At 52.1% G+C, this 25849-nt stretch carries 22 protein-coding genes; 11 read left to right on the plus strand and 11 right to left on the minus strand.

Translation table 11 applies throughout. The annotated features are described in order from the left end of the window. Window positions 1–12: 12 nt before the first annotated feature. From ribF to rplU, 7 genes are all read right to left on the minus strand, one after another. Entirely contained in the window at window positions 13–981 is a 969-nt protein-coding gene (gene ribF, locus BV405_RS05075; RefSeq protein ID WP_086479782.1) for a bifunctional riboflavin kinase/FAD synthetase, read from the minus strand. A 221-nt stretch (window positions 982–1202) separates the two neighbouring features. Further along, the gene (gene murJ / locus BV405_RS05080; protein ID WP_245832265.1) at window positions 1203–2693 is read right to left on the minus strand and encodes a murein biosynthesis integral membrane protein MurJ; all 1491 of its coding nucleotides are present in this window, start codon (window positions 2691–2693) and stop codon (window positions 1203–1205) included. A gap of 384 nt (window positions 2694–3077) precedes the next feature. Further along, a complete protein-coding gene (rpsT, locus tag BV405_RS05085) occupies window positions 3078–3344 on the minus strand; it encodes a 30S ribosomal protein S20 (protein WP_086479784.1) in 267 nt (88 codons plus the stop codon). Window positions 3345–3557: 213 nt separating this feature from the next. Next, the gene (gene proB, locus BV405_RS05090) at window positions 3558–4679 is read right to left on the minus strand and encodes a glutamate 5-kinase (protein WP_425435131.1); all 1122 of its coding nucleotides are present in this window, start codon (window positions 4677–4679) and stop codon (window positions 3558–3560) included. A 105-nt stretch (window positions 4680–4784) separates the two neighbouring features. After that, complete coding sequence (gene cgtA / locus BV405_RS05095; RefSeq protein ID WP_086479786.1) at window positions 4785–6002, minus strand: Obg family GTPase CgtA; 1218 nt, start codon at window positions 6000–6002, stop codon at window positions 4785–4787. A 356-nt stretch (window positions 6003–6358) separates the two neighbouring features. Beyond that, on the minus strand, window positions 6359–6616 hold the full coding sequence (rpmA, locus tag BV405_RS05100; protein WP_086479787.1) for a 50S ribosomal protein L27: 258 nt from the start codon (window positions 6614–6616) through the stop codon (window positions 6359–6361). Between the two features lie 93 nt (window positions 6617–6709). Next, complete coding sequence (gene rplU / locus BV405_RS05105; protein WP_086479788.1) at window positions 6710–7021, minus strand: 50S ribosomal protein L21; 312 nt, start codon at window positions 7019–7021, stop codon at window positions 6710–6712. A 391-nt stretch (window positions 7022–7412) separates the two neighbouring features. Here rplU and ispB point away from each other — a divergent pair, with 391 nt between their 5' ends. Then, the gene (gene ispB, locus BV405_RS05110; protein WP_086479789.1) at window positions 7413–8384 is read left to right on the plus strand and encodes an octaprenyl diphosphate synthase; all 972 of its coding nucleotides are present in this window, start codon (window positions 7413–7415) and stop codon (window positions 8382–8384) included. A gap of 248 nt (window positions 8385–8632) precedes the next feature. Then, window positions 8633–10696 carry a putative bifunctional diguanylate cyclase/phosphodiesterase gene (locus tag BV405_RS05115; RefSeq protein WP_086479790.1) on the plus strand — a complete coding sequence of 688 codons (2064 nt, stop codon included), beginning with the start codon at window positions 8633–8635 and terminating at the stop codon, window positions 10694–10696. A gap of 82 nt (window positions 10697–10778) precedes the next feature. Here the strand turns inward: BV405_RS05115 and BV405_RS05120 are convergent, their stop codons facing one another. Together BV405_RS05120 and BV405_RS05125 are read right to left on the minus strand one after the other, a co-directional pair. Continuing rightward, a complete protein-coding gene (locus tag BV405_RS05120) occupies window positions 10779–13664 on the minus strand; it encodes a bifunctional diguanylate cyclase/phosphodiesterase (protein WP_086479791.1) in 2886 nt (961 codons plus the stop codon). Between the two features lie 62 nt (window positions 13665–13726). Further along, window positions 13727–14950, minus strand: coding sequence for an MFS transporter (locus tag BV405_RS05125; RefSeq protein WP_086479792.1), 1224 nt, complete (start codon window positions 14948–14950; stop codon window positions 13727–13729). Between the two features lie 202 nt (window positions 14951–15152). Here BV405_RS05125 and BV405_RS05130 point away from each other — a divergent pair, with 202 nt between their 5' ends. From BV405_RS05130 to BV405_RS05155, 6 genes are all read left to right on the plus strand, one after another. Further along, entirely contained in the window at window positions 15153–15338 is a 186-nt protein-coding gene (locus BV405_RS05130; RefSeq protein WP_086479793.1) for a YgaP family membrane protein, read from the plus strand. Window positions 15339–15586: 248 nt separating this feature from the next. After that, window positions 15587–16606, plus strand: coding sequence for a hypothetical protein (locus BV405_RS05135; protein WP_217895572.1), 1020 nt, complete (start codon window positions 15587–15589; stop codon window positions 16604–16606). A gap of 27 nt (window positions 16607–16633) precedes the next feature. Next, window positions 16634–17017 carry a CoA-binding protein gene (locus BV405_RS05140; protein ID WP_086479795.1) on the plus strand — a complete coding sequence of 128 codons (384 nt, stop codon included), beginning with the start codon at window positions 16634–16636 and terminating at the stop codon, window positions 17015–17017. 92 nt (window positions 17018–17109) lie between these two features. Continuing rightward, window positions 17110–18351: an HDOD domain-containing protein gene (locus tag BV405_RS05145; protein ID WP_086479796.1), complete on the plus strand. Its 1242-nt coding sequence runs from the start codon at window positions 17110–17112 to the stop codon at window positions 18349–18351. Window positions 18352–18498: 147 nt separating this feature from the next. After that, complete coding sequence (gene dtd, locus BV405_RS05150) at window positions 18499–18936, plus strand: D-aminoacyl-tRNA deacylase (RefSeq protein ID WP_086479797.1); 438 nt, start codon at window positions 18499–18501, stop codon at window positions 18934–18936. 42 nt (window positions 18937–18978) lie between these two features. After that, window positions 18979–19758, plus strand: a complete 780-nt coding sequence (locus BV405_RS05155; protein WP_086479798.1) for an SDR family NAD(P)-dependent oxidoreductase — start codon at window positions 18979–18981, stop codon at window positions 19756–19758. Window positions 19759–19864: 106 nt separating this feature from the next. Here the strand turns inward: BV405_RS05155 and BV405_RS05160 are convergent, their stop codons facing one another. Next, the gene (locus BV405_RS05160) at window positions 19865–21796 is read right to left on the minus strand and encodes an ATP-binding cassette domain-containing protein (RefSeq protein ID WP_086479799.1); all 1932 of its coding nucleotides are present in this window, start codon (window positions 21794–21796) and stop codon (window positions 19865–19867) included. A 96-nt stretch (window positions 21797–21892) separates the two neighbouring features. Here BV405_RS05160 and BV405_RS05165 point away from each other — a divergent pair, with 96 nt between their 5' ends. The 3 genes from BV405_RS05165 to bamJ all read left to right on the plus strand — a co-directional run bounded on the left by BV405_RS05165 (window position 21893) and on the right by bamJ (window position 23754). Beyond that, a complete protein-coding gene (locus BV405_RS05165; RefSeq protein WP_086479800.1) occupies window positions 21893–22459 on the plus strand; it encodes a TIGR02444 family protein in 567 nt (188 codons plus the stop codon). Window positions 22460–22462: 3 nt separating this feature from the next. Beyond that, the gene (locus tag BV405_RS05170) at window positions 22463–23002 is read left to right on the plus strand and encodes a DUF4124 domain-containing protein (protein ID WP_086479801.1); all 540 of its coding nucleotides are present in this window, start codon (window positions 22463–22465) and stop codon (window positions 23000–23002) included. A gap of 62 nt (window positions 23003–23064) precedes the next feature. Next, on the plus strand, window positions 23065–23754 hold the full coding sequence (gene bamJ / locus BV405_RS05175) for a BamJ family beta-barrel-assembly machinery protein (protein ID WP_086479802.1): 690 nt from the start codon (window positions 23065–23067) through the stop codon (window positions 23752–23754). 146 nt (window positions 23755–23900) lie between these two features. Here bamJ and typA read toward each other — a convergent pair whose 3' ends face one another. Continuing rightward, window positions 23901–25721, minus strand: a complete 1821-nt coding sequence (gene typA, locus BV405_RS05180; RefSeq protein ID WP_086479803.1) for a translational GTPase TypA — start codon at window positions 25719–25721, stop codon at window positions 23901–23903. Window positions 25722–25849: the final 128 nt, after the last annotated feature.

Raw genomic sequence — 25849 nt, forward strand, 5'->3', positions numbered from 1 at the left:
GCATCGGCCCGGTCAGCCTAACAGCCCACTGGCCAGCGGAATACCCTGACTGGCATGTTGCTCAAAATAATCCCGCGCTTGCTGCAGATCCTTCATGATCTGCTCCCGCAGGGCGGCAACGTCTGAGAAACGCTGTTCGTCCCTCAGCTTACTGCAAAAAGTCACCTGTACACGCTGCCCGTACAGATCACCGTTAAAATCAAACAGATGCACTTCCAGCGCAGGGCGAACACCATCAATGGTCGGTCGGTTACCGATGTTAGCCACACCTTTGTGCAGCAGGCCATCAGCACCACTCAGCAGTACGGTATAGACACCGTGTAAAGCCGGTTGTTTATCTTTCAGAGACAGATTCGCTGTTGGCACGCCCAGCTGACGCCCCAACTTGCGGCCATGGAGTACACGACCACTGATCTGGTAAGGCACGCCCAACAGCTTGTTGGCCAGTACAAAGTTAGCTTCTGCCAGTACGGTACGGATTCGGGTGCTGCTGACCCGTTCAGACTCCACTTCAAAAGTGGTGGTATTCACCACATCAAAGCCCTGCTCCTTACCGACCTGCTGCAGAAGCGCAAAGTCACCAGCACGGTCACAGCCAAAGCGGAAATCATCACCCACCACAAGATGGCGGACACCCAGCCCCTGAATCAGCACCTGATCGATAAATTCACGACCGGAGAGACTGGCCAGCTTCTGGTTAAAAGGCAGGCAGAGAATACGATCAATGCCCTGCGCCGTCAGACGCTCCACCTTATCGCGGAATCGGGTCAGACGAGCCGGAGCCTGGCTGGAAGCAAAAAACTCACGGGGCTGAGGTTCAAAAACAACGACAGCAGAAGGCACACCCAGCTCCAGCGCTTTGGCTTTAACCTGACGCAAAATTGCCTGATGCCCAAGGTGCACACCATCAAAGTTGCCGATTGTGGCGACACACCCCTGATGTTTCGGACGTAAATTGTGCAAACCCCGTATCAGTTCCATTTTGCTCCTGTCGGTCATAACCTATTTTCTGTCAGCTGAGTTTTATCATGTCCGCTAACCGATGCCTGAAAACAATCAGGCCGATCAGCAATTCGCATGCCGGCGTTACCTGCCGGATGGTTGAGCATACGAATTTTCTAAAAGAGACCGATTATAGCGAAATTCCACGCCACTGCATCCCTTCAACCACTGATTATCCGCTGGCTGAAGCAAACTCAGGACTAATGGCGGATATGGCGTAAACGCAACCCGGCCAAAACCAGCATCACCAGGTAACTGCCACCACCGGCAACCACCAGAGCGCCTAGCCACAACACCCGCTCCTGCCAGCCAAAACCGGCCCATTGCTCGACATCCGGCATCAGCCAGATCAGTAGGACCACCATCACCGTCGCAGCCGGAGTCAACTGCATCAGGTAACGTCCCCATCCCGCCTGCCAGACAAACACACCGTCACGACGCAGGGTGTACCAGAGCAGACCGGCATTCAGAAACGCAGACAGCGAGGTCGCAAGGGCAAGCCCCGCATGATCCAGCCAGAACACCAGCAGCAGGTTGAACACCATATTAGCGACCATGGCGATGATACCGATCTTAACCGGTGTCTTCGTATCCTGACGGGCATAGAAACCTGGTGCCAATACCTTGATCAGCATAAAGGCGAGCAGACCTACCGCATAAGCACGCAGACTCATGGCCGCCATATCAACATCGTGCACCGTCATCGCACCGTACTGGAACAGAGTAAAGAGCAGAGGTTCCGCCAGAACCGTCAGCGCCAATGCTGCCGGCACCGCGATCAGTAGTATCATGCGAACCGCCCAATCCAGAGTTTTGGCAAAGGCATCACCGGATTTCTCGGCATGTTTGGTAGAAAGACTCGGCAGAATCACGGTCGCAACCGCAATACCGAAAACACCTAACGGCAGCTCCACCAGTCGATCGGAATAGTACAACCAGGAAACACTGCCACTGACCAGGAAAGAAGCCAGCACAGTATCCAGCAGCAGATTGATCTGGCTGACAGATACACCGAATAACGCAGGAGCCATCAGTTTCATAATCCGCCGCACACCTTCATCTTTCCAGCGCACTTTAGGGCGTGGCATCAGACCAATACGCGCCAGAAACGGCAGTTGAAAAAAGAGCTGGGCACAACCGGCGATCAACACCCCCCATGCCAGCGCCATGACCGGCTCACTCATATACGGCGTTAACCAAAGTGCCGCGCCGATCAACGAGAGATTCAGCAACACAGGTGTAAACGCCGGCACTGCAAAACGGTCATAACTGTTAAGAATACTACCGGCAAACGCGGTCAGGGAGATCAGTAGCAGATACGGGAAGGTGATGCGCAACATTTCAGCGGTCAGCGCCTGTTTTTCCGGCAGCTGAGTAAAGCCCGGAGCAAACACCCAAACCAGCAGCGGTGCCGCAACAATTGCCAGCAGAGTAATACCCGTAAGCGTTAAACCCAGTGTACCGGCAACAGAATCGATCAAACCACGAACCGCAGCTCTGTCTCTTTGGCTGCGATATTCCGACAGCACAGGCACAAAAGCCTGATTAAAAGCACCTTCGGCAAACAGACGGCGCAGAAAGTTTGGGATCTTAAAGGCAACAAAAAAGGCATCTGCGCCTGCACCGGCACCAAACAATCCTGCGATCACGATATCTCGCATCAGGCCCAGCACACGGGACAGCAGCGTCATTACACTGACCAGCGCACCGGAACGCAACAATCCCGGCTTACGAACCTGTTTATGGTCAGCCACAGATTCTGACGACCTGTTATCACCAGCGGCCTGCTCACCTGTTTCTAACTTCTGCAAACCCTGTTTGTGAGACTCTTGACGGTGAGAATCCTGGCAGTGAGCCTCTTGGTTCTGTGACTGCAGATCGTCAGCGGACTGTTCAACGGATTGGGATTCGGTTGGCTTCTGGTCTGACATGGCGCTTTCCTGCGGTATCGGCTGTAGAGGTCAGCTCGTTCGTATCGTCTAACGGGATATAAATCAGAGAAGGGAGCATTTTGCCGAATTTCAGGCACAAAAAAACCGGCCTAAGCCGGTTTTTTCAAAGGTAAAACCTCTAAATTATGCAGCCAGAGCTTTAACTCGCGCATTCAGACGGCTCTTAGTACGAGCTGCCTTATTTTTAGAGATGATGCCTTTGTCAGCAATACGATCAATTACAGGCTGTGCTGTATTGAACTCTGCCATAGCTTTAGCGTGATCACCCGCTTCAACTGCCGCAACAACGCGCTTGATGTATGTGCGCACCATGGAGCGCAGGCTTGCATTGTGATTGCGGCGCTTTTCAGCCTGGCGTGCACGTTTTTTTGCAGATGCGATATTCGCCACCGTTAAGCTCCTTGGAGAAATCGGTATAATTAAATTGAAAGGCGCATTATGCGCTTTTCACGAATTAAAGTCTAACGTCTTTAGGGGTGCGCATTCTACGGTAATCCGTAGGGTATGAACAGCCTTTTTGACAATTAAGACTCATTTTTTCCTACGACTTTACGCCATAGAATGAAAAAAAGATGAAAAATCGGCTTCTGAAACCGCCTTTTCTTAAACCAAAACCAGATTATCGCGATTGATCAATTCCGGATCAGCCACATAACCGAGCAGGGATTCTATCATACTGCTGGGCTGTCCGAGGATTTTTAATGCATCCTCATGATCGTAATTGACCAGACCTTTAGCGATCAGTTCACCCTGCTCACTGACACACTGCACCATGTCCCCCCGGCGGAAACGGCCAGAAGCACGCTTTACACCGACAGACAGCAGACTGGTGTTCTTGTCGCGCAGCACGCGAACCGCGCCATCATCCAACACCAAAGTACCTCGGGTTTGCAGATGCCCTGCCAACCAGCGTTTACGGGCTGCCCACGGTGTATCTTTCGGCAGGAAAAGCGTTCCGATAGATTCACCCTGCACCGCACGCACCAGAACCTCCGGCTGACGACCACTGGCCACCAGCGTTGTCGCACCGGAGCGTGCCGCAAGACCAGCCGCACGAACTTTAGTGATCATGCCACCACGACCCAGACGGCCACCATCTCCCGCCATCTCAGCCAGCTCAGGATCATCAGCCCAGGCTTCCTCAATCAGGTTCGCCTCAGGATTAGAGCGGGGATCCGCGGTAAACAGACCTTCCTGATCGGTCAGGATAATCAGAGCATCCGCTTCTAGCAGATTCGCCACCAGAGCCCCCAGGGTATCGTTATCGCCGAACTTAATCTCATCGGTCACAACGGTGTCGTTCTCATTGATAATGGGAACCACACCCAGATCCAACAGCGCTTTAACCGCACTCCGGGCATTCAGATAACGCTTGCGGTTTGACAGGTCATCATGAGTCAGAAGAATCTGAGCCGCACGTAAGCCATGGCGCATAAACTGGCTTTCGTAGGCCTGTACCAGCCCCATCTGCCCCACTGCAGCAGCAGCCTGTAGCTCATGCAACGTTGACGGTCGCTCTTTCAGCCCGAGGCGGCTCATACCTTCCGCAACCGAACCGGAAGACACCAGAATCAGCTCAACACCCTGCTGACGCAGCGCGGCCATCTGGTCTACCCATGCTGAAATTGCTGGCAGATCCAAACCCTCACCATCATTGGTCAGAAGGGCGCTGCCGATTTTCACTACAATGCGCTTAGCTCGCGCTAACCTGTCACGCTGAGACATCTTCATTCAAGCCTTAATATCCAAATGCTGCAGTCTGACTCAGACTGCAGATCCTCAATCGTGTTTCCGATTTTCCGACGGAATCACACCGGCCATCCAACAGCCTTATGGTGCGTACTCAACCTCAACGTCGTAATCATCGTCATCAAAATCGTCATCGTCGTCATCCTCATCATCGAGCAACTCATCTGTCTTAGGCTTACGGCCATGACGACGCTCCAGATAAGCTTCCACACGAGCGACCGCTTCTTCTTCCATACGCTCGCGGATTTCAGCTTCTTCTTCCGCCAGTTCAGGATTTTCCGCCTGCAGTTCACGCTGTTCATCCAGCCAGTTCATAATCTGCTGACAAACAACCTGAGTACCTTCGCTGCTGATCGCTGACACACGGAATACCGGACCGTCCCAGTTCAGCTCGCTGATAATACGCTCGCAGACTGCATCCTGCTCCTCTTCCGGCAGCAGATCCAGCTTGTTCAGCACCAGCCAGCGTGGACGCTCAGCCAGCGTTGGGCTGTACTGCTCCAGCTCACGGATAATCGCCTGCGCAGACTCAACCGGATCAGACTCATCAAACGGAGCCACATCCACCAGATGCAACAACAGACGGGCACGGGTCAGGTGTTTCAGGAAACGGAAGCCAAGACCAGCACCTTCAGAAGCACCTTCGATCAATCCGGGAATATCCGCCATCACAAAGTGCTTAAACTGGCCCAGTTTTACCACACCAAGGTTTGGCACCAGAGTCGTAAACGGATAGTTAGCCACTTTTGGCTTGGCCGCAGATACCGAACGAATCAGAGTAGACTTACCGGCATTTGGCAGCCCCAGAAGGCCCACATCAGCCATAACCTTCATTTCAAAACGTAGGTTGCGCTCTTCACCCAGCGTGCCATTGGTCGTTTTACGTGGCGCACGGTTAGTACTGGTCTTAAAGCGGGTATTACCCAGACCACGACGACCGCCCTGAGCAACTGTCAGCTCCTGGCCAATCTCGGTGATATCACCCAGCACTTCCAGGGTATCTTCATCGATTACCGTGGTACCTACCGGCACCTGAATATACAGGTTTTCACCGGCTTTACCGGAACACTGACGCCCCTGACCGCCTTCACCGTTTTCAGCACGGTAACGACGCTGATAGCGGAAATCGATCAGCGTGTTCAGTGAGTCGTCACCCACAAGGATAACGTCACCACCGTGACCACCGTCACCACCGTCCGGACCGCCTTTGGCGATATATTTCTCACGGCGAAAACTCAGACAACCATTACCGCCTTTACCGGCAGCAACGTGAATACTTGCTTCATCTACAAACTGCATGCTTGCTTGCTCTTAATCTGGTGTGTTGTTCCAGCTTTTCATCAGCCATACCCCTGCGGATCTGTCATCGGGCCACACACCAACAACTGTGTTGTCGGGTAGCTCCGTGTATCCCACCGATTGTTCATCCAGCCGTAGAAAAGCCCTGTATTGGATATCTGATTCAGGTATCCGGCGCAGGTATCCGGCACCTCAGATTAAACGGTGCCGATGGAAATCTTGCCTGCAGATCAAGCCTGCAGGGTCTGCCTACAATCCCCTGACGGCCTTACGCCTGAACAGAGAACCATTAAATTATGGCAGATACGAAAAAAGCCCCGCACACGGCGAGGCTTTTTCAACCGATAAAATCGGTCTTACGCAGGTACGATCGTAATAGTCTTACGTTTCTTCGGACCACGTACTTCAAACTTCACTACGCCGTCTGCAGTTGCAAACAGAGTGTGATCTTTGCCCATACCAACATTTACGCCAGCGTGGAACTTAGTACCACGTTGACGAACAATGATGTTACCAGCTTTAACTACCTGACCACCGAAGCGCTTAACACCAAGGCGTTTCGACTCGGAATCGCGACCGTTACGGGTACTACCACCAGCTTTTTTGTGAGCCATGAGTACTTCCTCGTTAAATTGATCTTGCCGGGCAGACTCCACTCCGTGAGTGATTATTGAGCCTGACCGAAACTGAAATTTTGTTAAGTAAAATTAACCAGCGATGCCGGTGATTTTTACTTCGGTGAACCACTGACGGTGGCCCTGACGCTTCATGCTGTGCTTACGACGACGGAACTTGATGATTTTAACTTTATCACCGCGACCGTGGCTTACAACTTCAGCAGAAACTTTAGCGCCTTCCACAACAGGAGCGCCAACTTTAACGTCTTCACCGTTAGCAACCAGCAGAACCTGATCGAAATCTACAGCAGAACCAGTTTCCAGTTCCAGCTTTTCGATTTTCAGGACATCGCCTTCTTTAACGCGGTACTGTTTACCGCCAGTTTTGATAACTGCGTACATGCTTGTTCTCCAAAAAACAGCAGTGCTTAGTAGAGTTGGATGCTTCTTACTTACCTGCTTTGAATAGAAGCGCTCTGGCAACTATCGGACAGGGAGCAAAGGACTGCGGCATACATAAGTTGCGCACAGTAACTAAGCAGGGCGCGAATTTTATAGTAAGCGACGGGCAACGGCAACCTAAAGACCCGCTTTTTAGCGGACATTTTGCACATCAAAGCATGAAAAAACGGCAACGCACTGATAATTCAGCAAAAGCCCTGTGTGACCGATTATTCAACGCCCTTATTCCGGCGTTTCCTTGACACCCTACCCCCTGCCCAATAGCATTCGGACAGCCCTCCGGGCAATCTGACACCTGTTAGCCAATCAACGAGAAAAAGCAGTCCTGAACATGCAGCCAAAGAGCGCCATCCACGATCTGGTCGCGGACGATTTCGCCGCACTGAACACCTACATTATTGACCAACTGCACTCCCGGGTGCCCCTCGTTGAAAAGATTGCCGAATACATCGTCGATAGTGGCGGCAAGCGCATGCGCCCTTTGCTGGTACTACTGACCTGTAAAGCTCTGGAATGCAACGACGACAAACGCATCCCGCTGTCGGCTCTGGTGGAGTTCATCCATACCGCCACCCTGCTGCATGACGATGTGGTTGATGAGTCCGATATGCGCCGAGGCCGCGATACTGCTAACAACAAATGGGGCAATGCTCCCAGCGTTCTGGTTGGCGACTTCCTTTATACCCGCGCTTTTGAGCTGATGGTGAACATCGGCCACATGGATATTCTGAAAATCTACGCCAACGCCACCAACGTGATCGCAGAAGGCGAAGTACTGCAGCTGACTAACGTGCGCAACCCGAAAATCACCGAAGAACAGTATATGACGGTGATTAAAGCCAAAACCGCCATGCTGTTTGAAGCGGCAACCCAGTCGGCAGCCATTCTGTCCGGCGCGACAGAAGAACAGCAGCAAAATATGGCTGATTACGGTAACTATCTGGGCCTTGCGTTTCAGCTGCAGGATGATCTGCTGGACTATAAGGGCGATGCCAGCGCCATGGGTAAAAATGTTGGTGATGATCTAGCCGAAGGCAAACCGACTCTGCCTCTGATCCGGGCGATGGAAGTCGGCAGCGAAGAAGATGCCAAGCTGATCCGCAAGGCGGTGCGCAAAGGCGGCCTGGAATTCCTGGAACCGGTTCTGGAAATCATCAACAAAACCGGTGCTCTGGATTACACCGAACAGAAAGCCTTCGAAATGTCAGATAAAGCCAAGGCCAGCCTCGAGTGCCTGCCGGACTCACCGTTTAAAGAACGCCTGGCTCTGTTTGCTGATATGGCGGTAAAACGCAGCAGCTGATCAGCATACTGACACCCGCAGAAAAGCCCGCAATGCCTGACAACCCGTTGCGGGCTTTTTCTTTCTGATTGGTTCGATTGTGATCGCATCATCGGAAAAAGTGCTTCTAAAACAAGGCTATAAAATACCTCTCACAAGCCTCTATGATGCTGGCCACAAGCCTGATATTTTATAGGGACTAAGGCAACTATCAGGATCAGTTTAAAAGAGGCACAGGAACGCCTACTGATGAGATATCGACAGGCTTCATGAACGCGAAAAAAACCTCTTTATATTCTGCAAACTCGGCGCAGCTGGCCGCGCTGGACAATCTGAGCGTTCCAACCCTGATCGCAACCCGTGATGGCAGCCTGCAATATGCAAACAAGGCCGCCCGTCATCTGCTTGCCTATGGCGCATCTATCAGCCACCCGCTTTCCGGCCAGGAACTCTTCAACCGCCTCGATCTGACTCAGACGAAACAGCTGAAACAAGCCTGCGAACGCTTTTGCGATGGCCAGCTCAGCCTGACTTTTTTCTATGGCGAACACCAGAAACGGATTCAGATCTTCCTCACGCCACTGCCGACCAGCACTCTGGCGGAAGAGCTATTACAGATCACCCTGAAGGATGTGACTCAATATGAGGCAGCTCAGCATCTGCCGGTTCACTTCCATCAGGCGATGCAACAGACCGAAGATATGGTCATGGTCACCGACTGTCACGGCAGTATCGAATATGTAAACCCTGCCTTTCTGAGCCAAACCGGCTACAGCGAACAGGAAGTGATCGGCAACAACCCGCGCATTCTCAGCTCCGATGAGCATGACAGAGATTTTTATGCCCAGATGTGGCAAACCCTGCGCGCCGGTGAAAGCTATCGCAATATCTTTATCAACCGCCGCCGGAACGGTGAGCGTTACCATGAAGAAAAGACCATCACGCCGATTCGTGATGAAGATGGCCAGATCAGTCATTTTGTTGCCACCGGCCGGGACATTACCGATCTGATCAACAGCGAACAGCGCCTTAACTACCTGCGCCGCTTCGATGCCCTGACCGGCCTGCCCAACCGCCAGCGCCTGTCGGAACAGTTCGAACAGCACGTCATGCAGCGTCGCAAAACACCAATGGCGTTGTTTCTGGTGGATCTGGATCGCCTGAGCCGCATCAACGATAGCCTTGGGCGACCTGCAGGCGACGAGCTTCTGCGTCAGACCGCCAATCGATTGCGTAAAGCGCTACCCTCACACTTCGTCGGCCGTCTTGGCAGTGATGCCTTTATGGTGCTGGCAGAAGAGATACAAACACCGGATCAGGCCGCTCATCTGGCACAAAAGATTCAGCAGGTTATGGCGCTGCCATTCGAGCTGACTCAGGCCGAGCTCTTTATGAGCGTCAGCCTGGGTATTACTCTCTACCCTTACGATGGCGACCAGTTTGATGAGCTGGTCAACAAAGCCGACAGCGCCATGCACCGCTGCAAGGAACACGACCAGCACTTTGGTTTCTTCACTGAAGATCTGACCCTGCAAACCCAACGGCGGGTTCAGCTGGAGAACCAGCTGCGTCAGGCACTGTTGCACAAAGAGTTTCATCTGGTATTCCAGCCCCGGGTTGACCTTGAAAACGGTCAGATCAACAGCGCCGAAGTGCTGCTGCGTTGGATCAAAGCCGACGGTAAGATGATTTCACCGGGAGAGTTTATTCCGGTTCTGGAAGAGATGGGACTGATCACCTCAGTGGGTGAGTGGGTACTGATGCGCGCTTGCATCTACGCCAGCCAATGGCTGAAACACGGTCACCAGATGCGCATCTCGGTAAACCTGTCTGCCCGACAGCTGCGCCAGCCCAATCTGCCGGAAATTGTGGAACGCTGTCTGAGCTCATCCGGCCTGCCGCCGGAGCTACTGGAACTGGAACTAACCGAAACCAGCATGCTGGAAGATGTTGAACACTCCATCGCCACCCTGAGCCAGCTTCGGGAGAAGGGTATCCGCATCGCTATTGATGACTTTGGTACCGGTTATTCATCGCTGGCATATCTGAAGAAACTGCCAGCGGATACTCTGAAGATCGATCAGGCGTTTGTGCAGGAACTGGATGGCGACGATCCAAGCGATCGCAATATTGTGCAGACCATTATCCAACTGGCTCACAACTTTAATCTCAGCGTAACGGCGGAAGGGATTGAAACCGAAGATCAGTTAAAGATTATTCGTGAACTTGGCTGTAACGAAGCACAGGGCTTCCTGCTGGCCAAGCCGATGAAAGAGACGGAACTGCTTAAGACCAAGCGTCAGTTTGAAGAAAGGGCCTGTCTGTCCCGATAAGCCCTTTCCCCTCACCATTAAGAAAGCCTGCTTTATAAGCACACAGCATCTATAAAGCAACACCTTCATAAGCGGACAATTCTTAAGGCTCATTTTTCTCTTTCAGGGCCGCCAACCGGCGCTGTTCGGTCTTTAGACGCGCCTCCATATCATCCGGCCAGAGCGGACGATCCAACAGGAAACCCTGCGCAATATTGCAGCCTAATTCCTGCAGATAATGCAGCTGTTCGGTGGTTTCGACACCTTCGGCAACCGTCAGCAGATTCAGATTCTTCGCCAGTCCGATAATAGCGCTGGTGATCGCCGCGTCATCAGCATCCATCGGTAACTCTGAGATAAAGGCCTTATCGATCTTCAGCTTATCCAGCGGGAAACGCTTCAGGTACGCGAGCGATGAATAACCTGTTCCAAAGTCATCCAGCGACAACCAAACACCCAACGCTTTCAGCTCACCCAGAATCTCGATTGCCTGAGAAGCCCCCTGCATCAGGGTGCTTTCAGTAACCTCTATCACCAGATTCTTAGCCGGAAAACCGGTCTGCTTAAGCGCCAGCTGAACCTGATCAGCCAATCCCGGACGGAACTGATGAGCAGAAACATTCACCGCCACTTCAATATCCGGATAACCGGCATCCCGCCACCGTTGCCCTTGAGTACAGGCTTCACGCAGCACCCACTCGCCCAACTCCAAAATCAGGCCGGTATCTTCAGCCAACCCGATGAAGAAGTCCGGCGGCACCAAGCCCTGCTCCGGATGCTGCCAACGCACCAGAGCCTCTACCCCCCGCAGGCGCATACTGTTCAGACAGAACTGAGGCTGATAAACCAGTCGCAGCTCACCTCCGGAGATCCCCTTGCGCAGGGCATTTTCCATCACCAAACGACGGGAAACGTCATCATTCATCTGCTGAGTAAAGAACTGATACTGATTACGCCCCTGAGCCTTAGCGTGATAGAGCGCCGCATCCGCATTGCGGAACAGCATCTCAAAATTCAACCCATCCCCCGGGTAAAGAGCAATACCGATACTCGGTGTCAGCGTCAGAGTGTGGCTCCCCAGCTCCACCGGTTGCCCGATCTGTTGCAACACATCACGTGCCAGTACAGCCGCTTCATTCGGATGTTCCAGCTCCGGCAACAGAAGCACAAACTCATCGCCTCCGACCCGACTGACGGTAACACCTTCTTCAACAAGATCGGTCAAACGTTTAGCAACGGCACACAGTAAGCGGTCACCTACCTCATGTCCCAGAGAGTCATTAACATTTTTGAAGCGATCCAGATCCACAAACAACAGCGCCAGCAGCGCATTATTATGGCGGGCCAGATGGATCGCCTGGTCCACGCGATCTGCTAACAGACGACGGTTTGGCAGGTCCGTTAGAGAGTCATATTCCGCCAGATAGCGCAGGCGTTTCTCGTTGGCTTTTCTAAGAGAGATATCACTTAAGGTGGCGATATAGTTCTTAATCTCACCACCTTCTTTCACCATGCTCAGAGAGAGCCACTCCGGGAACAGAACGCCATCTTTACGGCGGTTCCAGACTTCACCCTGCCACTGACCGGTTTTGCTCAAACGGGACCACATATCCTCGTAAAAGCGCTCATCGTGATTGCCCGATGCCATAAAAGAAGGGTTCTGCCCGAGGGCTTCTGCCTCTGAATATCCGGTAATTTCGGTAAAGGCCGGATTCACCGCCAGAATCCGGTTGCGGGAATCAGTGATCACAATACCTTCTGTCGCATTGCGGAACACCTGAGCGGAAAGCTCCAACTCACGGCTGTTATCCATCAACTGCGCCTTCTGGCGTTCGATATTGAGTTCGTAATCGATAAAGAGTTTTTTCAGCCAGCGGGAATAGAGCAGAATCAGCACCAGCGACAGTAAGAGGGCAATACAGAGCACAAACAGGAATGAACGTACTGACTCACTGCTTTCCTGATCCAGCAAAACCTTGTGCTCTTTCAGCATCGGGGTCAGATCATCCGGATAGATACCGGCCACCAATACCCAGCCCCATTCCGGCACAATCTTCACCAATGAGCGTTTCTCAACCGGCCCCCGGCCATCCGGATAAAACCAACTGTATTCCACAACGCCACCACCAGCGGCGGCAGTATCCATAATGGCTTCGATGGCACCACGCTGCAGATCACGCATCACGGTAGTATCTGCCAACGTGGTCAGCGCAGTATTGGCCAGCGTGTTGCCCTGCAGATCAAGAACTGAGATATAACCGTTGTCGCCAAAGCGGAAGTTTTCCAGCCTGCGGATCACCTCCTGCTTCAGATCATTTTCGATCCGGTAAAGATAGTCACCGGCCCCGATAATCCAGTCGTACGGCTCAAAAAGGCGTACATAAGCGACCTTATCTTCCATTCGGGTTTTGTTGCCCGGGGGATACCAGCGGTAGCGGGAGTAACCGTATTGATGACTATTCTGAACGGCATCGATCAGACCCCGCATAATGTAATGCCCGGTATCATCACGGTTATCAAACAGGGATTTGCCTTCAAGCTGAGGCGCGGTCGGCAGAAGGATACACATGCCGTCGAGGTCATCGATAAAAAGATAACCCCGGCCATCAAAGAAACGTACCTGACGCAGGGACTCACGAATCAGTGCCTTAATCTCGTCATCTGGCAATCTGCCTTTGCTCTGCTCATAGATAGCATCGGCAACAGAAATCGCCTGATCGACAAAAACTTTGGACTGCTCTTTTAAAACTTGTTCGGTGCGGGTACGCATGTACTGGATATAACTGACCGTGGCATCCAGCTCTGAGATCAAAAGTGCTTCCTGCTGCTCCAGTACTTCCTGCTCAAGACTTTCTAACTGCTGCTGTTTCTGGTTCTGCAGCGCAAACAGGAAGTAGCCGCTGACAATCAGACTGATAAACAGCACAACCGCCAGCATGCCCACAGTTTGTAATCCCGGCAGACGCCGGGCATCGATCTCTAAATTCATAGCCCGCCTTAAATACAGATTCCCCAACACTGCAGCGCAGATGCCGGGGAGGAAAGCTTATTCTACCCTGAATGGGCTCCGGACAGCCTGATATAGAACACAACAACCACCAGCAGATGCAGAACGAGGGTTATACCGATCAGCATTGCAATGCTCTGCCCCAGCATGCCAAGAACCACCATGCCCAGAACCGCGCTGGTAATCATAAAAATCGCGTTATAGATGTTGTTTGCTGCAATCAGCCAGGCACAGGATTCACCGGAGGACTGCTGCAGTCGCGTATAAAGAGGCACCGCATAACAACCGCCACCAATCCCCATCAGACTAAAAGCGATCAGAGTAGTCGACAGCGCCACACTAAAAATTAGCATCAGCATACCGACGGCGATCAAAGCACTGCCCAACCAATAAACACCGGTAAATTTCATTTTAGCATGCAGCTTGCGACTGCTTAGCGAGCCCACACCTACGCCACCAGCAAAGAAACCCAGCACCAGAGAAAACACCCAGGGCTCTGCCGCCAAATGCTTCTCAACCCAGGCTGGTAGCTGAGTCAATAGCGTAGCACCGACGAACCAAAACCAACTGATCGACCAGACCAGATACAAGCCCTCTTTTTTCTCGTGACACAGCTTCATGGTCTGAGAAAAACTCAGTTGTGGCGACGAAGGTTGCTCATTCTTCAGCGGCTCAATACGACGACTTTGCCAGAAGCCGATCAGCGCCAGCAGTACTATCGTGATCGCAACAAGGTCTTTTGGCGTCAGTGTCACACCAAGATCCAGCTCGGCACTTAAAAGTATGCCCGCCGCCAGCGTGCCCAAAAGAATCGCCAGAAAGGTACCCAATTCAACCCAGCCATTGGCCGAAATCAGATCATCCCGCTCAAACCAGGCAGGCAGAACACTGTACTTCACCGGGCCAAAAAGGGCTGATTGGGTCCCCATCAGGAACAACAACAAAAGCAGCATCGCACCCTGATCTAGCCAGAGCATCAGAGCTGCCAGCAACATAATTCCACATTCCGCCATCTTCAGGCGACGCATCAGCAAGGCATGATCATGGCGAATCGCCAGATTCGCTCCCATTGAGGAAAAAAGCAGAAACGGCAGAATAAAAATGGCTGCGGCCAGATTATTCACCAGTCCAACATTTCCCAAAGGCACGGTCAGCGCACCGTAGGCAAAAAGAATCAGCAGGGTGTTTTTGTAGACATTGTCGTTAAACGCGCCAAAAAACTGAGTCAGCCAGTACGCGGTAAAACTCTTGTGTCGTCCTAAAAGCATGGGGTGCTCCGTGCAACTGAAAAAAAGAGGCTAAATTGTCCCGGGTCAGGCCTGACAACGCCTCGGTAAAAAGCCTTTACAAAATAGCGCTACTCTAGTGCTTTTTTAGCTGCAAAGAAAAGGCTAGTCTTCACTATAAGTACATAAAGCAAATCTAAAGTAAGACGTGATCATTTGTCTGAACACCTGAAAGGAAACGGTTATGAAAAACGTAGGTTCCGTCGATAAAATTTTGCGCATTGTTGTTGGACTGGTTCTGATCGCACTGGTTTTCGTTGGCCCGCAAACCCCCTGGGGTTGGATTGGCATAGTACCTCTGCTGACTGCAGTGCTGGGCTTCTGCCCACTGTATAAAGTGATCGGGGTTAACACCTGTAAGACGAAGTAAGCATTGAAATGCCATCGTCAAAAAGCCCTGACAAGATTTATTCATGTCGGGGCTTTTTTTGCTTTAAACTAAGCTTCAGGACAGTTAGATTACCTTTTGAATCCAAAGAACAATTTTCCAAGGCTGGCTATCGTTGTGAGTCACACAAAGTCTCACGATGTTACAACGTGAAACAGTCTTTCAGGAGCGGTCGGCGCTAATATGGCTCCGGTTACTCCCAACCTTATATAAGCCTGCTTAGATAAAAAATGGATGAAAAAAATTTAGCGCCCGGCGCTAGTTCTGCAAAATCACCCAAAGACCTGCCATCCGTGCCGGGGGTGTATCCTGCGCATCATAAAATGACGCCTGCAGAAATAGCGGAGAAGGAAGCTGAGCGCGAAAGAGAAAAGATCAAAGCGCAATGGGAAGCGAAACAGGCAGAAAAAAAACAGGACGAACGTAAAAAGGCGGAAGAAGCCCGGATCAAAGCAGAACGTGAAAATCTGTACAAAGATCTGGAAACGCTGGATTACAACCTGCTTTCTTTGGACGACTATCCCTCAGACTTTGAAATCGAATCTGCCCGTCGCTCGCGACTGGGCTGGTTTTTCGGCTTAGGTGTCTCTGTATTCCTCTTCACCAGCTCCCTGCTGAATCTGGTTCATCCCTGGGTGGGTGGTATTTCCGGGGGCATCGCTTTTGTTCTCTGGCTGAGCCACGGCACCGGCATGATGCACTTTCTGCCTGGTCTGTCACGCTATCCGGAACTGCTGGCGAAGCGTCGCCGAATAAAGAACAGCGTTACCGAATATATTCAGCAAATTGAAGGCAAACGCGGCTTTATTCACCGCATCTATCCTTTGGTGCACCACAACCCGCGCCTGAGAGCCCGAAAATTCCGCCGAATCGCTCTGATGTCAAAAGAGCACAACCTGATGAGCAATATGAAAACACTTCAGGATGTAGCTCTTTATCACGAGTATCTCGACGAGTGTCGTAAAGCTGCCGAAGAGTATTTCCGCAAAGAGCGAGAAGATCAGCTGCTGGTCGATCTGGATATCGACCCGAATGTGGAAAATTTGGAACAAGAGCTGAACGACAACCAGGATGACGACGAATCCGTCGACGAAACATCATCCGATGAGAAGCCTCTGCAAACCGATAACAGCCTTGCAGAAAATAAAGAGCAAGAAGCGTCTGATAATCAGAACTCTGAGTCTTCCGGACAGACTACGGAACCACAGACAGCCTCACCTCAACAGGACGATCAGAAAAAGCAAAGCTGATCCTTCAACGCCCTCAAGGAGCTACCGATGACAGAGACAACTTCATCCTCCCAGCACGTTGTGGTTCTGGGAGCCAGCCCGAAAGCAGAGCGTTATTCCAATCAGGCCGTACGTCTACTGACAGAACACCAGCACCAGGTCACCGCTGTAAATCCGGCCTTTGACCGTATCGAAGAACAGGCCTGCGTTCGCCAGCTGGCAGATGTACCCCAGCCTGTTGACACCCTCTCCCTGTACCGCAATGCCTCTCAGCTTTCTGAACAGATTGACGAGATTATCGCCCTGAATCCTAAGCGGGTGATCTTCAACCCCGGAACAGAATCCTGGGAATTGCAGCAGGCATTGACCCAGGCAGGTATCTCCTGGCAGGAAAGCTGTACACTTGTGATGCTGCGCAGCGGTCATTTCTGATCGCCGTGCCCCAGACTTCCGGAAACGCTAAAAGGGATTAAGCACCGGACAACACCCTGCGACAGCCTCAAGAAGAAGTGATCTATCCCTCTATGCAAACACTGACTCTCTCTCCGGAACGTCTGGCAGTTTTCGTCCCCTTTTCAAAACTGTCCGATGAAAATCTGATTTTACTCTGCCACCGCATCGAGATCTGCCGCGTTGAAGAGGGCGAAGAGCTCAGCCCCCGGGGGGATGAGCGCAGCGAAGAGCTGTTTCTGCTCAGTGGTCGCATTAGCATTTTTGGCGAAGCCGACAGCGAAATCACCCTATCTGCCGGTGATGACCGAAGCCGCTTCAGCCTGCTCAATCTTAGACCCAGCCCGAACCGAATTGTCAGTCAGACGCGAACAGAATATTTTCTGATCGACAGTGAGTTGCTGCAGTCTCTGCAAGCCGAGTGCACACAGCCTTCTCTGCCACTGACTGAGGTGCTGGCTAACGATAACAGTCACCCGCTGGTGCTGCAGTTTTATCGTGCCCTGATGCAAAACCAACTGACCCTTCCTGCCCTGCCAGAAGTAACCCGTAAAGTCAGTCAGATCATTGTTGATGAAGAGCTTAATGCTGACCGCATTACCTCACTGGTTGCAGCAGATGCCTCTGTGGCCGCCCGTCTGCTGAAACTGGCCAACAGCCCCCTTTACCGAGGTCGGGGACAGATAAGCCAGTTGTCCGACGCCATTATGCGTCTTGGGCTGAACGCCACGAGACATCTGGTCCTGGCTTTTGCGCTACACGACCAACATCAGATTCCCGCCGCGCCATGGGTTCGCAAACGCCAACTGCGTAGTTGGAAAGAAAGTATCCAGCTCGCTGCTATCTGTTATGTTCTGGCAAAAAAGTGCACCAAAATCCCGCCGGAAGAAGCATTACTGGCAGGCCTGCTGCACAACATTGGTGAACTGCCGATGTTGCAGTTTGCTAATCAGTATCCGGAACTGGCTAACGATGCGGACTATCTCGATCAGATTATGCAGGAAGCCAGAGGACAGGCCGGAGCCATGATTCTGCACCGCTGGAACCTACCCGTTTCTCTGGTGACCGCAGTTCAGCATGTGGATACCTGGTTCTATGAACCTAACGACAAAGACGCCACTCTGGCCGATATTCTGATCCTTGCCCGCCTGCACAGCATCGCCATGAATGACCGATCGCCATGTGCCCCCGCAATCAGTCAGGTTCCCTCCTACGAGAAGATCGCTCCGGGTCCACTGACCAGTCAGCAACGTCTCGAGATTCTCGAAGACGCCCGGGATCAGATCGTCGAGATCCGTAATCTGTTAAACCGCTAATCACAAAATGCAGCCAGAGAGCGAAGCTGATCCTTCCGTTAAATCTGACCGATAATTTTTTCTCTGTTTTAACATCTGCTAAAGCGCCGGGATGGGTTAAGATAGCCCTGTCAGACATTTTAAAGACCGGAAATTAAGGAGTTAAGCGTGCGAGCACTGATTCAGCGGGTAGCCCGGGCAAAGGTGGAAGTTGATCAGCAGTGCATTGGCGAGATCGATCAGGGCCTGCTGGTCTTTATCGGCGTGGAGAAAGGGGATCGAGCTGAAGATGCCGACCGCCTGCTCAAGAAACTGCTGGCCTATCGGGTATTTGCTGATGCTGATGATAAGATGAATCTCAGCGTGACAGATATTAACGGTGGCTTACTGCTGGTTTCTCAGTTCACGCTGGCCGCCAACACGCAAAAAGGACTTCGCCCCAGTTTTTCATCCGCTGCCCCTCCGGCAGAGGGTGAGGCGCTGTACAACTACTTTGTTGAACAGGCCAGAAATTTACATCCGGTTGTCGCAACCGGTCGCTTTGGTGCGGATATGAAGGTAGAGCTGTTAAATGACGGTCCGGTTACCTTCCTGCTGGAAACCTGAGCAGAAACCAAAGCAAGACCCTATTTCCCCTAAGGCAGAGCTATGACACAAAACGCTGCATCACAAAAAGTCGCATTAGTTACCGGCGGTGGCCAGGGTATCGGCCGTGCTATCTGTCGCGGATTGCTGCACCAGGGCATGATCGTCATCTGCGCCGATATCGATCTTGAAGCGGCCGACGAAACCGCTGAGCTCTACGCAAATCTGGGCACCATCAAAGCCTGTTCGCTGGATGTGGCGGATGAACCTGTGGTTCAGGGCTGTATTCAGGAGATTATTGGCGAGTTTGGCCGACTGGATGTGTTGGTTAATAACGCAGGTCTGTCCACGCCGTTTAACGACCCGATTGAAGATCTGTCACTGGAAGACTGGCAGCGCTATCTGGATGTTAACCTGACCGGCGTTTTTCTGGTCAGCAAACATGCCGTACCTTATCTGCGGGAACAGCAGGGCAGCATTATCAATATTGCCTCAACCCGAGCCATGCAGTCTGAACGTGACACCGAAGCCTACGCAGCCAGTAAAGGCGGTGTCATCTCTCTGACCCATTCTCTGGCCATCAGCCTGAGCGGTGAAGTGCGCGTCAACAGTATCAGCCCCGGCTGGATCGAAGTGGGCGACTGGCAGAAATCCCGCACCCGCATTGAGCCGATTCATTCGCCATCTGATCTGGCACAACATCCCGTTGGCCGTATCGGCAAGCCGGATGATGTCGCCTACATGGTCTGCTATCTGGCAACTGATGTGGCCGGTTTTATCACGGGTCAGAACTTTGTTATTGATGGCGGCATGGGTATCAAGATGTCCTATAACGACAGCTGATCCTGAGCCAAACCAAAGCAACAAGAATGACAATAATAAAAACGGGGCGCTGATTCAGCGCCCCGTTTTTATATCCCGCGCTCCCATGTATTGGGAGCGATATTCTCTACAGATCCAACTCTGCCTGAGCCTCTTCCAGCTCTTCAGAGAGCAGCATCCACTCTTCTTCAATCGCTTCAGAAGACTGACTCAGCTCACCCTGCTTCTTCAGCAACACCTGCAGGCGGTCTTTGTTTTCATCCTGATAAATTTCAGGTTCCGCCAGCTGCTGTTCCACCTCTGCAAGTTCGGTCTGAACCTTATCCAGATCCGCCTCCAGCTTATCAACTTTCTTCTTTAGCGGACGCAGCTGTTCACGCTTCTGGGCCGCCAGACGGCGCTCCTCTTTGCGGTCGCGTTTCTCTTCAACCGGAGCGGAAGTACCCTCTGCTGAAATATCTCCCTGACCGCCTTTCTGCAGCGCCAGCGTGCGATTCTTCAACCAGACATGATAATCCTCAAGATCACCATCAAAGGGCTGTACAGCGCCATCACACACCAGCCAGAACTCATCAACGGTATTACGCAGCATGTGACGATCGTGAGAGACCAGAATCACCACCCCCGGGAAATCCTGCAGCGCGAAGGTCAGCGCCAGACGCATCTCCAGATCCAGGTGGTTGGTTGGTTCGTCGAGCAGCAACAGATTCGGTTTCTGCCAGGCGATTAACGCCAGTGCCAGACGGGCTTTCTCACCACCGGAGAAACGACGGACCTCAGTTTCCACATCATCGCCACGGAAACCAAAACCGCCTAAGTAATTACGGATCTCCTGCTCAGACACTTTTGGCGACAGGCGCTGAATATGCAGCAATGCAGAGGCTTTAAGATCCAGCGATTCCAGCTGATGCTGAGCAAAGTAGCCCACCTGCAGATTTTCACCCGGTGTATAGATACCGGAAACAACGTTCAGATCACCAACCAGAGTTTTAATCAGAGTGGATTTACCGGCACCATTCGGCCCCAGAAGACCGACCCGCATACCCGGCAGCAAGGTAAAGTTCACCTGATTCAGAATCACACTGCTGTCGCCGTAGCCGATATTGGCATCATCCATCACCAGCAGTGGCGATGAGGTTTTCTCGGTGCAGGGAATAGTGAACTGGAAAGGTGAGTCCACATGGGCCGGAGCGATCTTTTCCATACGCTCCAACTCTTTCATCCGGCTTTGCGCCTGCTTGGCTTTTGATGCCTTGGCTTTAAAGCGACGGACAAAGTTTTCGATCTCAGCAATACGGGTCTGCTGCTTCTCAAACTGCGCCTGTTGTTGTGCCAGACGCTGAGCCCGCATCACCTCAAAGGCAGAATAGTTACCGCGATAAAGATTGATCTTCTGCTGCTCAAAGTGGGCGATATGCTCCACCACACTATCGAGAAAATCCCGGTCGTGGGAGATCAGCAGCAGAGTACCCGGATACTGCTTCAGCCAGTTTTCCAGCCAAAGCGTCGCATCCAGATCCAAGTGGTTGGTCGGTTCGTCGAGCAACAGCAGATCCGACGGCATCAAGAGTGCCTGCGCCAGATTCAGACGGATACGCCAACCACCGGAGAAAGACTGTACCGGCTGCTGAGTCTGCGCCATGGTAAAGCCAAGCCCCAGCAGCAACTGCTCGGCACGATTCGAAGCCGTGTAACCATCAAGGGTTTCCAGCTCGGCATGCAGACGGGCAATCGCATGGTTATCACCGGCTGCTTCCGCTTCCGCCAGTTCGTCCTGCACCTTGCGCAGCGGCTTATCGCCATCGAGTACGTATTCCAGCGCGGTTTTATCCCGGGCATGAACTTCCTGCGCCATGTGGGCAATACGCAGTTGTGCTGGAATCAGCAGCTCACCAGCATCCTGATGCAGTTCGCCCAACAGCAACTTGAACAGACTGGATTTACCGGCACCGTTGGAACCAACAACACCAATACGCTGACCACGGTGGATAATCAGGGAGGTATTTTGCAGGAGAGAGAGACTTCCCCGTTGCAGGCTCAGGCCTTCTAATGTAATCATGTGATTTTACTGTCAAAATTATTGCGAGCGGGAATTGAAGCCCGGATCAGATCGCGCAGAGAAAAAGAATAATGAGAGGCCCGGAGGCCGGCAACCATGTCAGAACTTACCTTGGCGTATGATAACCCATTCTGGCGTTTTTCTACGAAACTCTATCGACTGGACAGCGTAGAGTCTGCCTGTATTTATCTGCAGGATCATCAGGGGGTTATGGTTAACCAACTGCTGTTCAGCTGCTGGCTGACCACCCAGAACGTCTGCTTCGCAGATGACTGGGCCAAACAGGTGGAACCGGTTCTTGGCTGGCATAACCAGTTTGTGGTGCCTTTACGCAAACAACGTCGCCAACTGAAGCCGATGGCTGATGTCGAAGAGCATCTGGCAACGATGCGTGAACACCTGCTTTCTGCGGAGCTGATTGCTGAGCAACATGAACAGGCCCTGCTGTATCTGCTTTACTCCCTGAAAAAAGGCATGCAAACCTGCTCCGACAGAGAAACCGCCCTCAGAACTAATCTCCGCTTTACACTCAAAGATGCCAAGCTGACCGCTACCGCTCAACAACAGCTGAAGAACCTGTTGGAGCTGGTAGTTGATGAAGAGATCGCGCAGGCTATTATCATCGGCCTGTCATCGGACATAGATCAGAATCCACAGGAATAAGCAGTGAAACTTATTATCAAGCTGCTGCTTATCCTCGTGATAGGCGCAGTCGCCGCCCCCCTTTTTATCAAAGGCCCTGATGGCCAACCCTTAATGCAGGTTTCCGACCTGATTCCTGCTGAAGTCCTGCCTGAGACTCTGGTTAAAACTCTGGGCATATCGCCATCATCGACCACCTCCCAGACATCCTCTCCACCATCATCCTCAACCCAGTCCGGCAGTGCTATCTACCGCTGGCAGGATGATAATGGCCAGTGGCATTACAGTGATAAAGCCCCTGCCCATACCCAGAGTGAAAGTGTTACTCTACAGCCCGTGAATACGGTTCCGGCGCTTAAATCCCAGCCTCAACAAAGTGGGAACACAGCTAATCCATTGCAGTCAGATGCTAAAGCGCCAGATAGCGCAACCGATCTGCTCTCCAAATTGCCGGACAGCCTGAACCCGGCGGACACCGCAGCTCTGCTGGAACAGGCCAAAGAGACACAACGCATTATTCAGGAGCGTCAGGCTCAGATCGACGCCCTGATGAAAAACCAATAACGGAAGGCCGGACGCAAATCGCATCTCCGACCGGAATAAGCAGACCCCAATAAGGAGTTTTCATGAAAAAAGTGCTACTCACCCTGACCCTCAGCAGCCTGCTGGCCGCGCCGGTTATGGCGGACACTACCCCAAAGACTGAAGAGGATCGCCTGAGTTATAGCCTGGGTCTGATTATGGGTCAGCGCCTGCAGCAGGATTTCGATAAGCTGGATGTCGACATGCTGGCTCAGGCCATCAAAGACACCTACGCCGGCAACCTGAAAATGACCGAAGCGGAAGTGCGTGAAACCATGCAGGCTTTCCAGCAGAAGAAGATGCTGGAGCAGCAGGAAGCACAGGCTAAAGCCGCTGAAGCAAACCTGAAAGCAGGTCAGGCATTCCTGGCTGAAAACGGCAAGAAGAAAGGTGTTGTGACCACTGAATCCGGTCTGCAGTATCAGGTTCTGACGGCAGGCAACGGTGCCAAGCCAGCACTGACCGATCAGGTTAAAGTTCATTACGAAGGCAAACTGCTGAGCGGTAAAGTATTCGACAGCTCTTACCAGCGTGGCGAGCCGGTAACCTTCGGTCTGAATCAGGTTATCGCAGGCTGGCAGGAAGGTCTGCAGCTGATGTCTGTGGGTAGCAAGTGGAAGATCTTTATCCCGTCTGATTTGGCTTATGGACCGGGTGGCACCGGCGGCCCTATCGGCCCGAACGAAACTCTGATCTTTGAAGTTGAGCTGCTGGATATCAATCCTGAGGCTTAATCTTCAGACCTGAAGAATCAGGCATAAAGCCCCGGACAAACACTCTGTTTGCCCGGGGCTTTTTTATGGGCAAAAAAAAGAGGCGTAACGGTTAACCGTTACGCCTCTTTCTGTGCGAACTCTGAAAGAATCAGAGCAGCAACTGCTTACTTATTCTTCGCGCGCTTACGCTCGTTTTCAGTCAGCAGTTTCTTACGAATACGGATCGATTCCGGTGTTACTTCTACCAGCTCGTCGTTTTCGATGAACTCAAGAGCCTGCTCCAGCGTGTGCTTGATTGGCGGAGTCAGAGTCAGAGCTTCGTCAGTACCGGAAGCACGAACGTTAGTCAGCTGCTTACCTTTAGTCGGGTTAACAACCAGATCGTTGCTACGGGAGTGAATGCCGATCACCTGACCTTCATACACTTCCACACCGTGACCCAGGAACAGACGACCACGATCCTGCAGGTTAAACAGGCCGTACGCCAGAGTCTTACCTTTAACCATAGACACCAGAACACCGTTCTGACGCTTAGCGACTTCACCGTCTTTAACAGTGTCGTAACGGTCAAAGATACTGGTCATGATGCCGGAACCTGAAGTCAGAGTCAGAAACTGGCCACGGAAACCGATCAGACCACGGGAAGGAACGGTGAATTCCAGCTTAACGCGGCCTTTACCGTCTGGCTCCATGTTGGTCAGCTCGCCTTTACGCAGACCCATCTCTTCCATGATTGAACCCTGATGCTGATCTTCAATGTCGATCACAACATTTTCATAGGGTTCCATCATCACGCCGTCAACTTCTTTACGGATTACTTCCGGACGGGATACACCCATCTCGAAGCCTTCACGACGCATGGTTTCGATCAGAACCGACAGGTGCAGTTCACCACGACCAGACACGATGAATTTGTCCGCAGAATCGCCCTGTGTTACACGCAGCGCAACGTTGTGAATCAGTTCCTGATCCAGACGCTCTTTGATATTACGGGACGTTACGTACTTACCTTCTTTACCGGCAAACGGAGAGTCGTTCACCATGAAGGTCATGCTTACAGTTGGCTCATCAACAGTCAGCGGAGGCAGAGCTTCTACCTGCTCAGGATCACACAGGGTGTCAGAGATACTCAGACCATCAATACCGTTGATACATACGATATCACCAGCAGTAGCCAGATCGGTGTCAACACGCTCAAGACCCAGATAGCCTTTTACGTTCAGAACCTTACCTTTACGCTCTTTACCTTCGATATCCTTAACCACAACCTGCTGGCCTGGTTTCAGAGAACCACGGGTAATACGGCCGATACCGATTACGCCCACGTAGCTGTCGTAGTCCAGTGCAGAGATCTGCATCTGGAAAGCAGCTTCAGGGTCAACTTCAGGAGCAGGTACGCGATCGATGATCATATCCAGCAGAGGCTTCATATCATCAGCCATCTCTTCCGGATCATCACCAGCGATACCGTTCAGTGCAGAAGCGTAAACAACCGGGAAGTCCAGCTGCTCTTCGGTCGCACCCAGGCTGTCGAACAGGTCAAATACCTGATCCATAACCCAGTCAGGACGAGAACCCGGACGGTCAATCTTGTTGATAACAACGATCGGCTTCAGACCACGCTCAAACGCTTTAGAGGTTACGAAACGAGTCTGCGGCATAGGGCCGTCCTGAGCGTCAACCAGCAGCAGTACGCAGTCAACCATGGACAGTACGCGCTCTACTTCACCACCGAAGTCTGCGTGCCCAGGGGTATCAACGATGTTGATACGGTAGTCGTTCCACTTGATGGCGGTGTTTTTCGCCAGAATGGTAATACCACGCTCTTTTTCCTGATCGTTAGAGTCCATAACGCGCTCTGCGCCAGCGTCACGACGATCCAGGGTACCGGAGTACTGAAGAAGGGCGTCAACCAGAGTAGTTTTACCATGGTCAACGTGCGCAATAATTGCAATATTGCGTAACTTACTGATATCTGAAGACATTCGGAGTATTTCGCCTGCTCAAAAAATAAGAGACCTGCCACACCAAACGTTAGATAAACCCTAAAGCAACCTAAAGAGCGGACCCAGATCTCTGGAAGTATTTGCCATCCGAAAGATAGCAAAGGAAA

The sequence above is a fragment of the Oceanospirillum sanctuarii genome (genome assembly GCF_002150805.1).
Classification (GTDB): Bacteria; Pseudomonadota; Gammaproteobacteria; order Pseudomonadales; family Halomonadaceae; genus Oceanospirillum; species Oceanospirillum sanctuarii.

Excerpts from the sequence above, each read along its gene's own strand:
- ribF (WP_086479782.1), bottom strand. The coding sequence starts at position 981 with ATGGAACTGATACGGGGTTTGCACAATTTACGTCCGAAACATCAGGGG.
- murJ (WP_245832265.1), bottom strand. The coding sequence starts at position 2,693 with ATGACGCTGCTGTCCCGTGTGCTGGGCCTGATGCGAGATATCGTGATC.
- proB (WP_425435131.1), bottom strand. The coding sequence starts at position 4,679 with ATGTCTCAGCGTGACAGGTTAGCGCGAGCTAAGCGCATTGTAGTGAAA.
- cgtA (WP_086479786.1), bottom strand. The coding sequence starts at position 6,002 with ATGCAGTTTGTAGATGAAGCAAGTATTCACGTTGCTGCCGGTAAAGGC.
- rpmA (WP_086479787.1), bottom strand. The coding sequence starts at position 6,616 with ATGGCTCACAAAAAAGCTGGTGGTAGTACCCGTAACGGTCGCGATTCC.
- rplU (WP_086479788.1), bottom strand. The coding sequence starts at position 7,021 with ATGTACGCAGTTATCAAAACTGGCGGTAAACAGTACCGCGTTAAAGAA.
- ispB (WP_086479789.1), top strand. The coding sequence starts at position 7,413 with ATGCAGCCAAAGAGCGCCATCCACGATCTGGTCGCGGACGATTTCGCC.
- BV405_RS05115 (WP_086479790.1), top strand. The coding sequence starts at position 8,633 with ATGAACGCGAAAAAAACCTCTTTATATTCTGCAAACTCGGCGCAGCTG.
- BV405_RS05120 (WP_086479791.1), bottom strand. The coding sequence starts at position 13,664 with ATGAATTTAGAGATCGATGCCCGGCGTCTGCCGGGATTACAAACTGTG.
- BV405_RS05125 (WP_086479792.1), bottom strand. The coding sequence starts at position 14,950 with ATGCTTTTAGGACGACACAAGAGTTTTACCGCGTACTGGCTGACTCAG.
- BV405_RS05130 (WP_086479793.1), top strand. The coding sequence starts at position 15,153 with ATGAAAAACGTAGGTTCCGTCGATAAAATTTTGCGCATTGTTGTTGGA.
- BV405_RS05135 (WP_217895572.1), top strand. The coding sequence starts at position 15,587 with ATGGATGAAAAAAATTTAGCGCCCGGCGCTAGTTCTGCAAAATCACCC.
- BV405_RS05140 (WP_086479795.1), top strand. The coding sequence starts at position 16,634 with ATGACAGAGACAACTTCATCCTCCCAGCACGTTGTGGTTCTGGGAGCC.
- BV405_RS05145 (WP_086479796.1), top strand. The coding sequence starts at position 17,110 with ATGCAAACACTGACTCTCTCTCCGGAACGTCTGGCAGTTTTCGTCCCC.
- BV405_RS05155 (WP_086479798.1), top strand. The coding sequence starts at position 18,979 with ATGACACAAAACGCTGCATCACAAAAAGTCGCATTAGTTACCGGCGGT.
- BV405_RS05160 (WP_086479799.1), bottom strand. The coding sequence starts at position 21,796 with ATGATTACATTAGAAGGCCTGAGCCTGCAACGGGGAAGTCTCTCTCTC.
- BV405_RS05165 (WP_086479800.1), top strand. The coding sequence starts at position 21,893 with ATGTCAGAACTTACCTTGGCGTATGATAACCCATTCTGGCGTTTTTCT.
- bamJ (WP_086479802.1), top strand. The coding sequence starts at position 23,065 with ATGAAAAAAGTGCTACTCACCCTGACCCTCAGCAGCCTGCTGGCCGCG.
- typA (WP_086479803.1), bottom strand. The coding sequence starts at position 25,721 with ATGTCTTCAGATATCAGTAAGTTACGCAATATTGCAATTATTGCGCAC.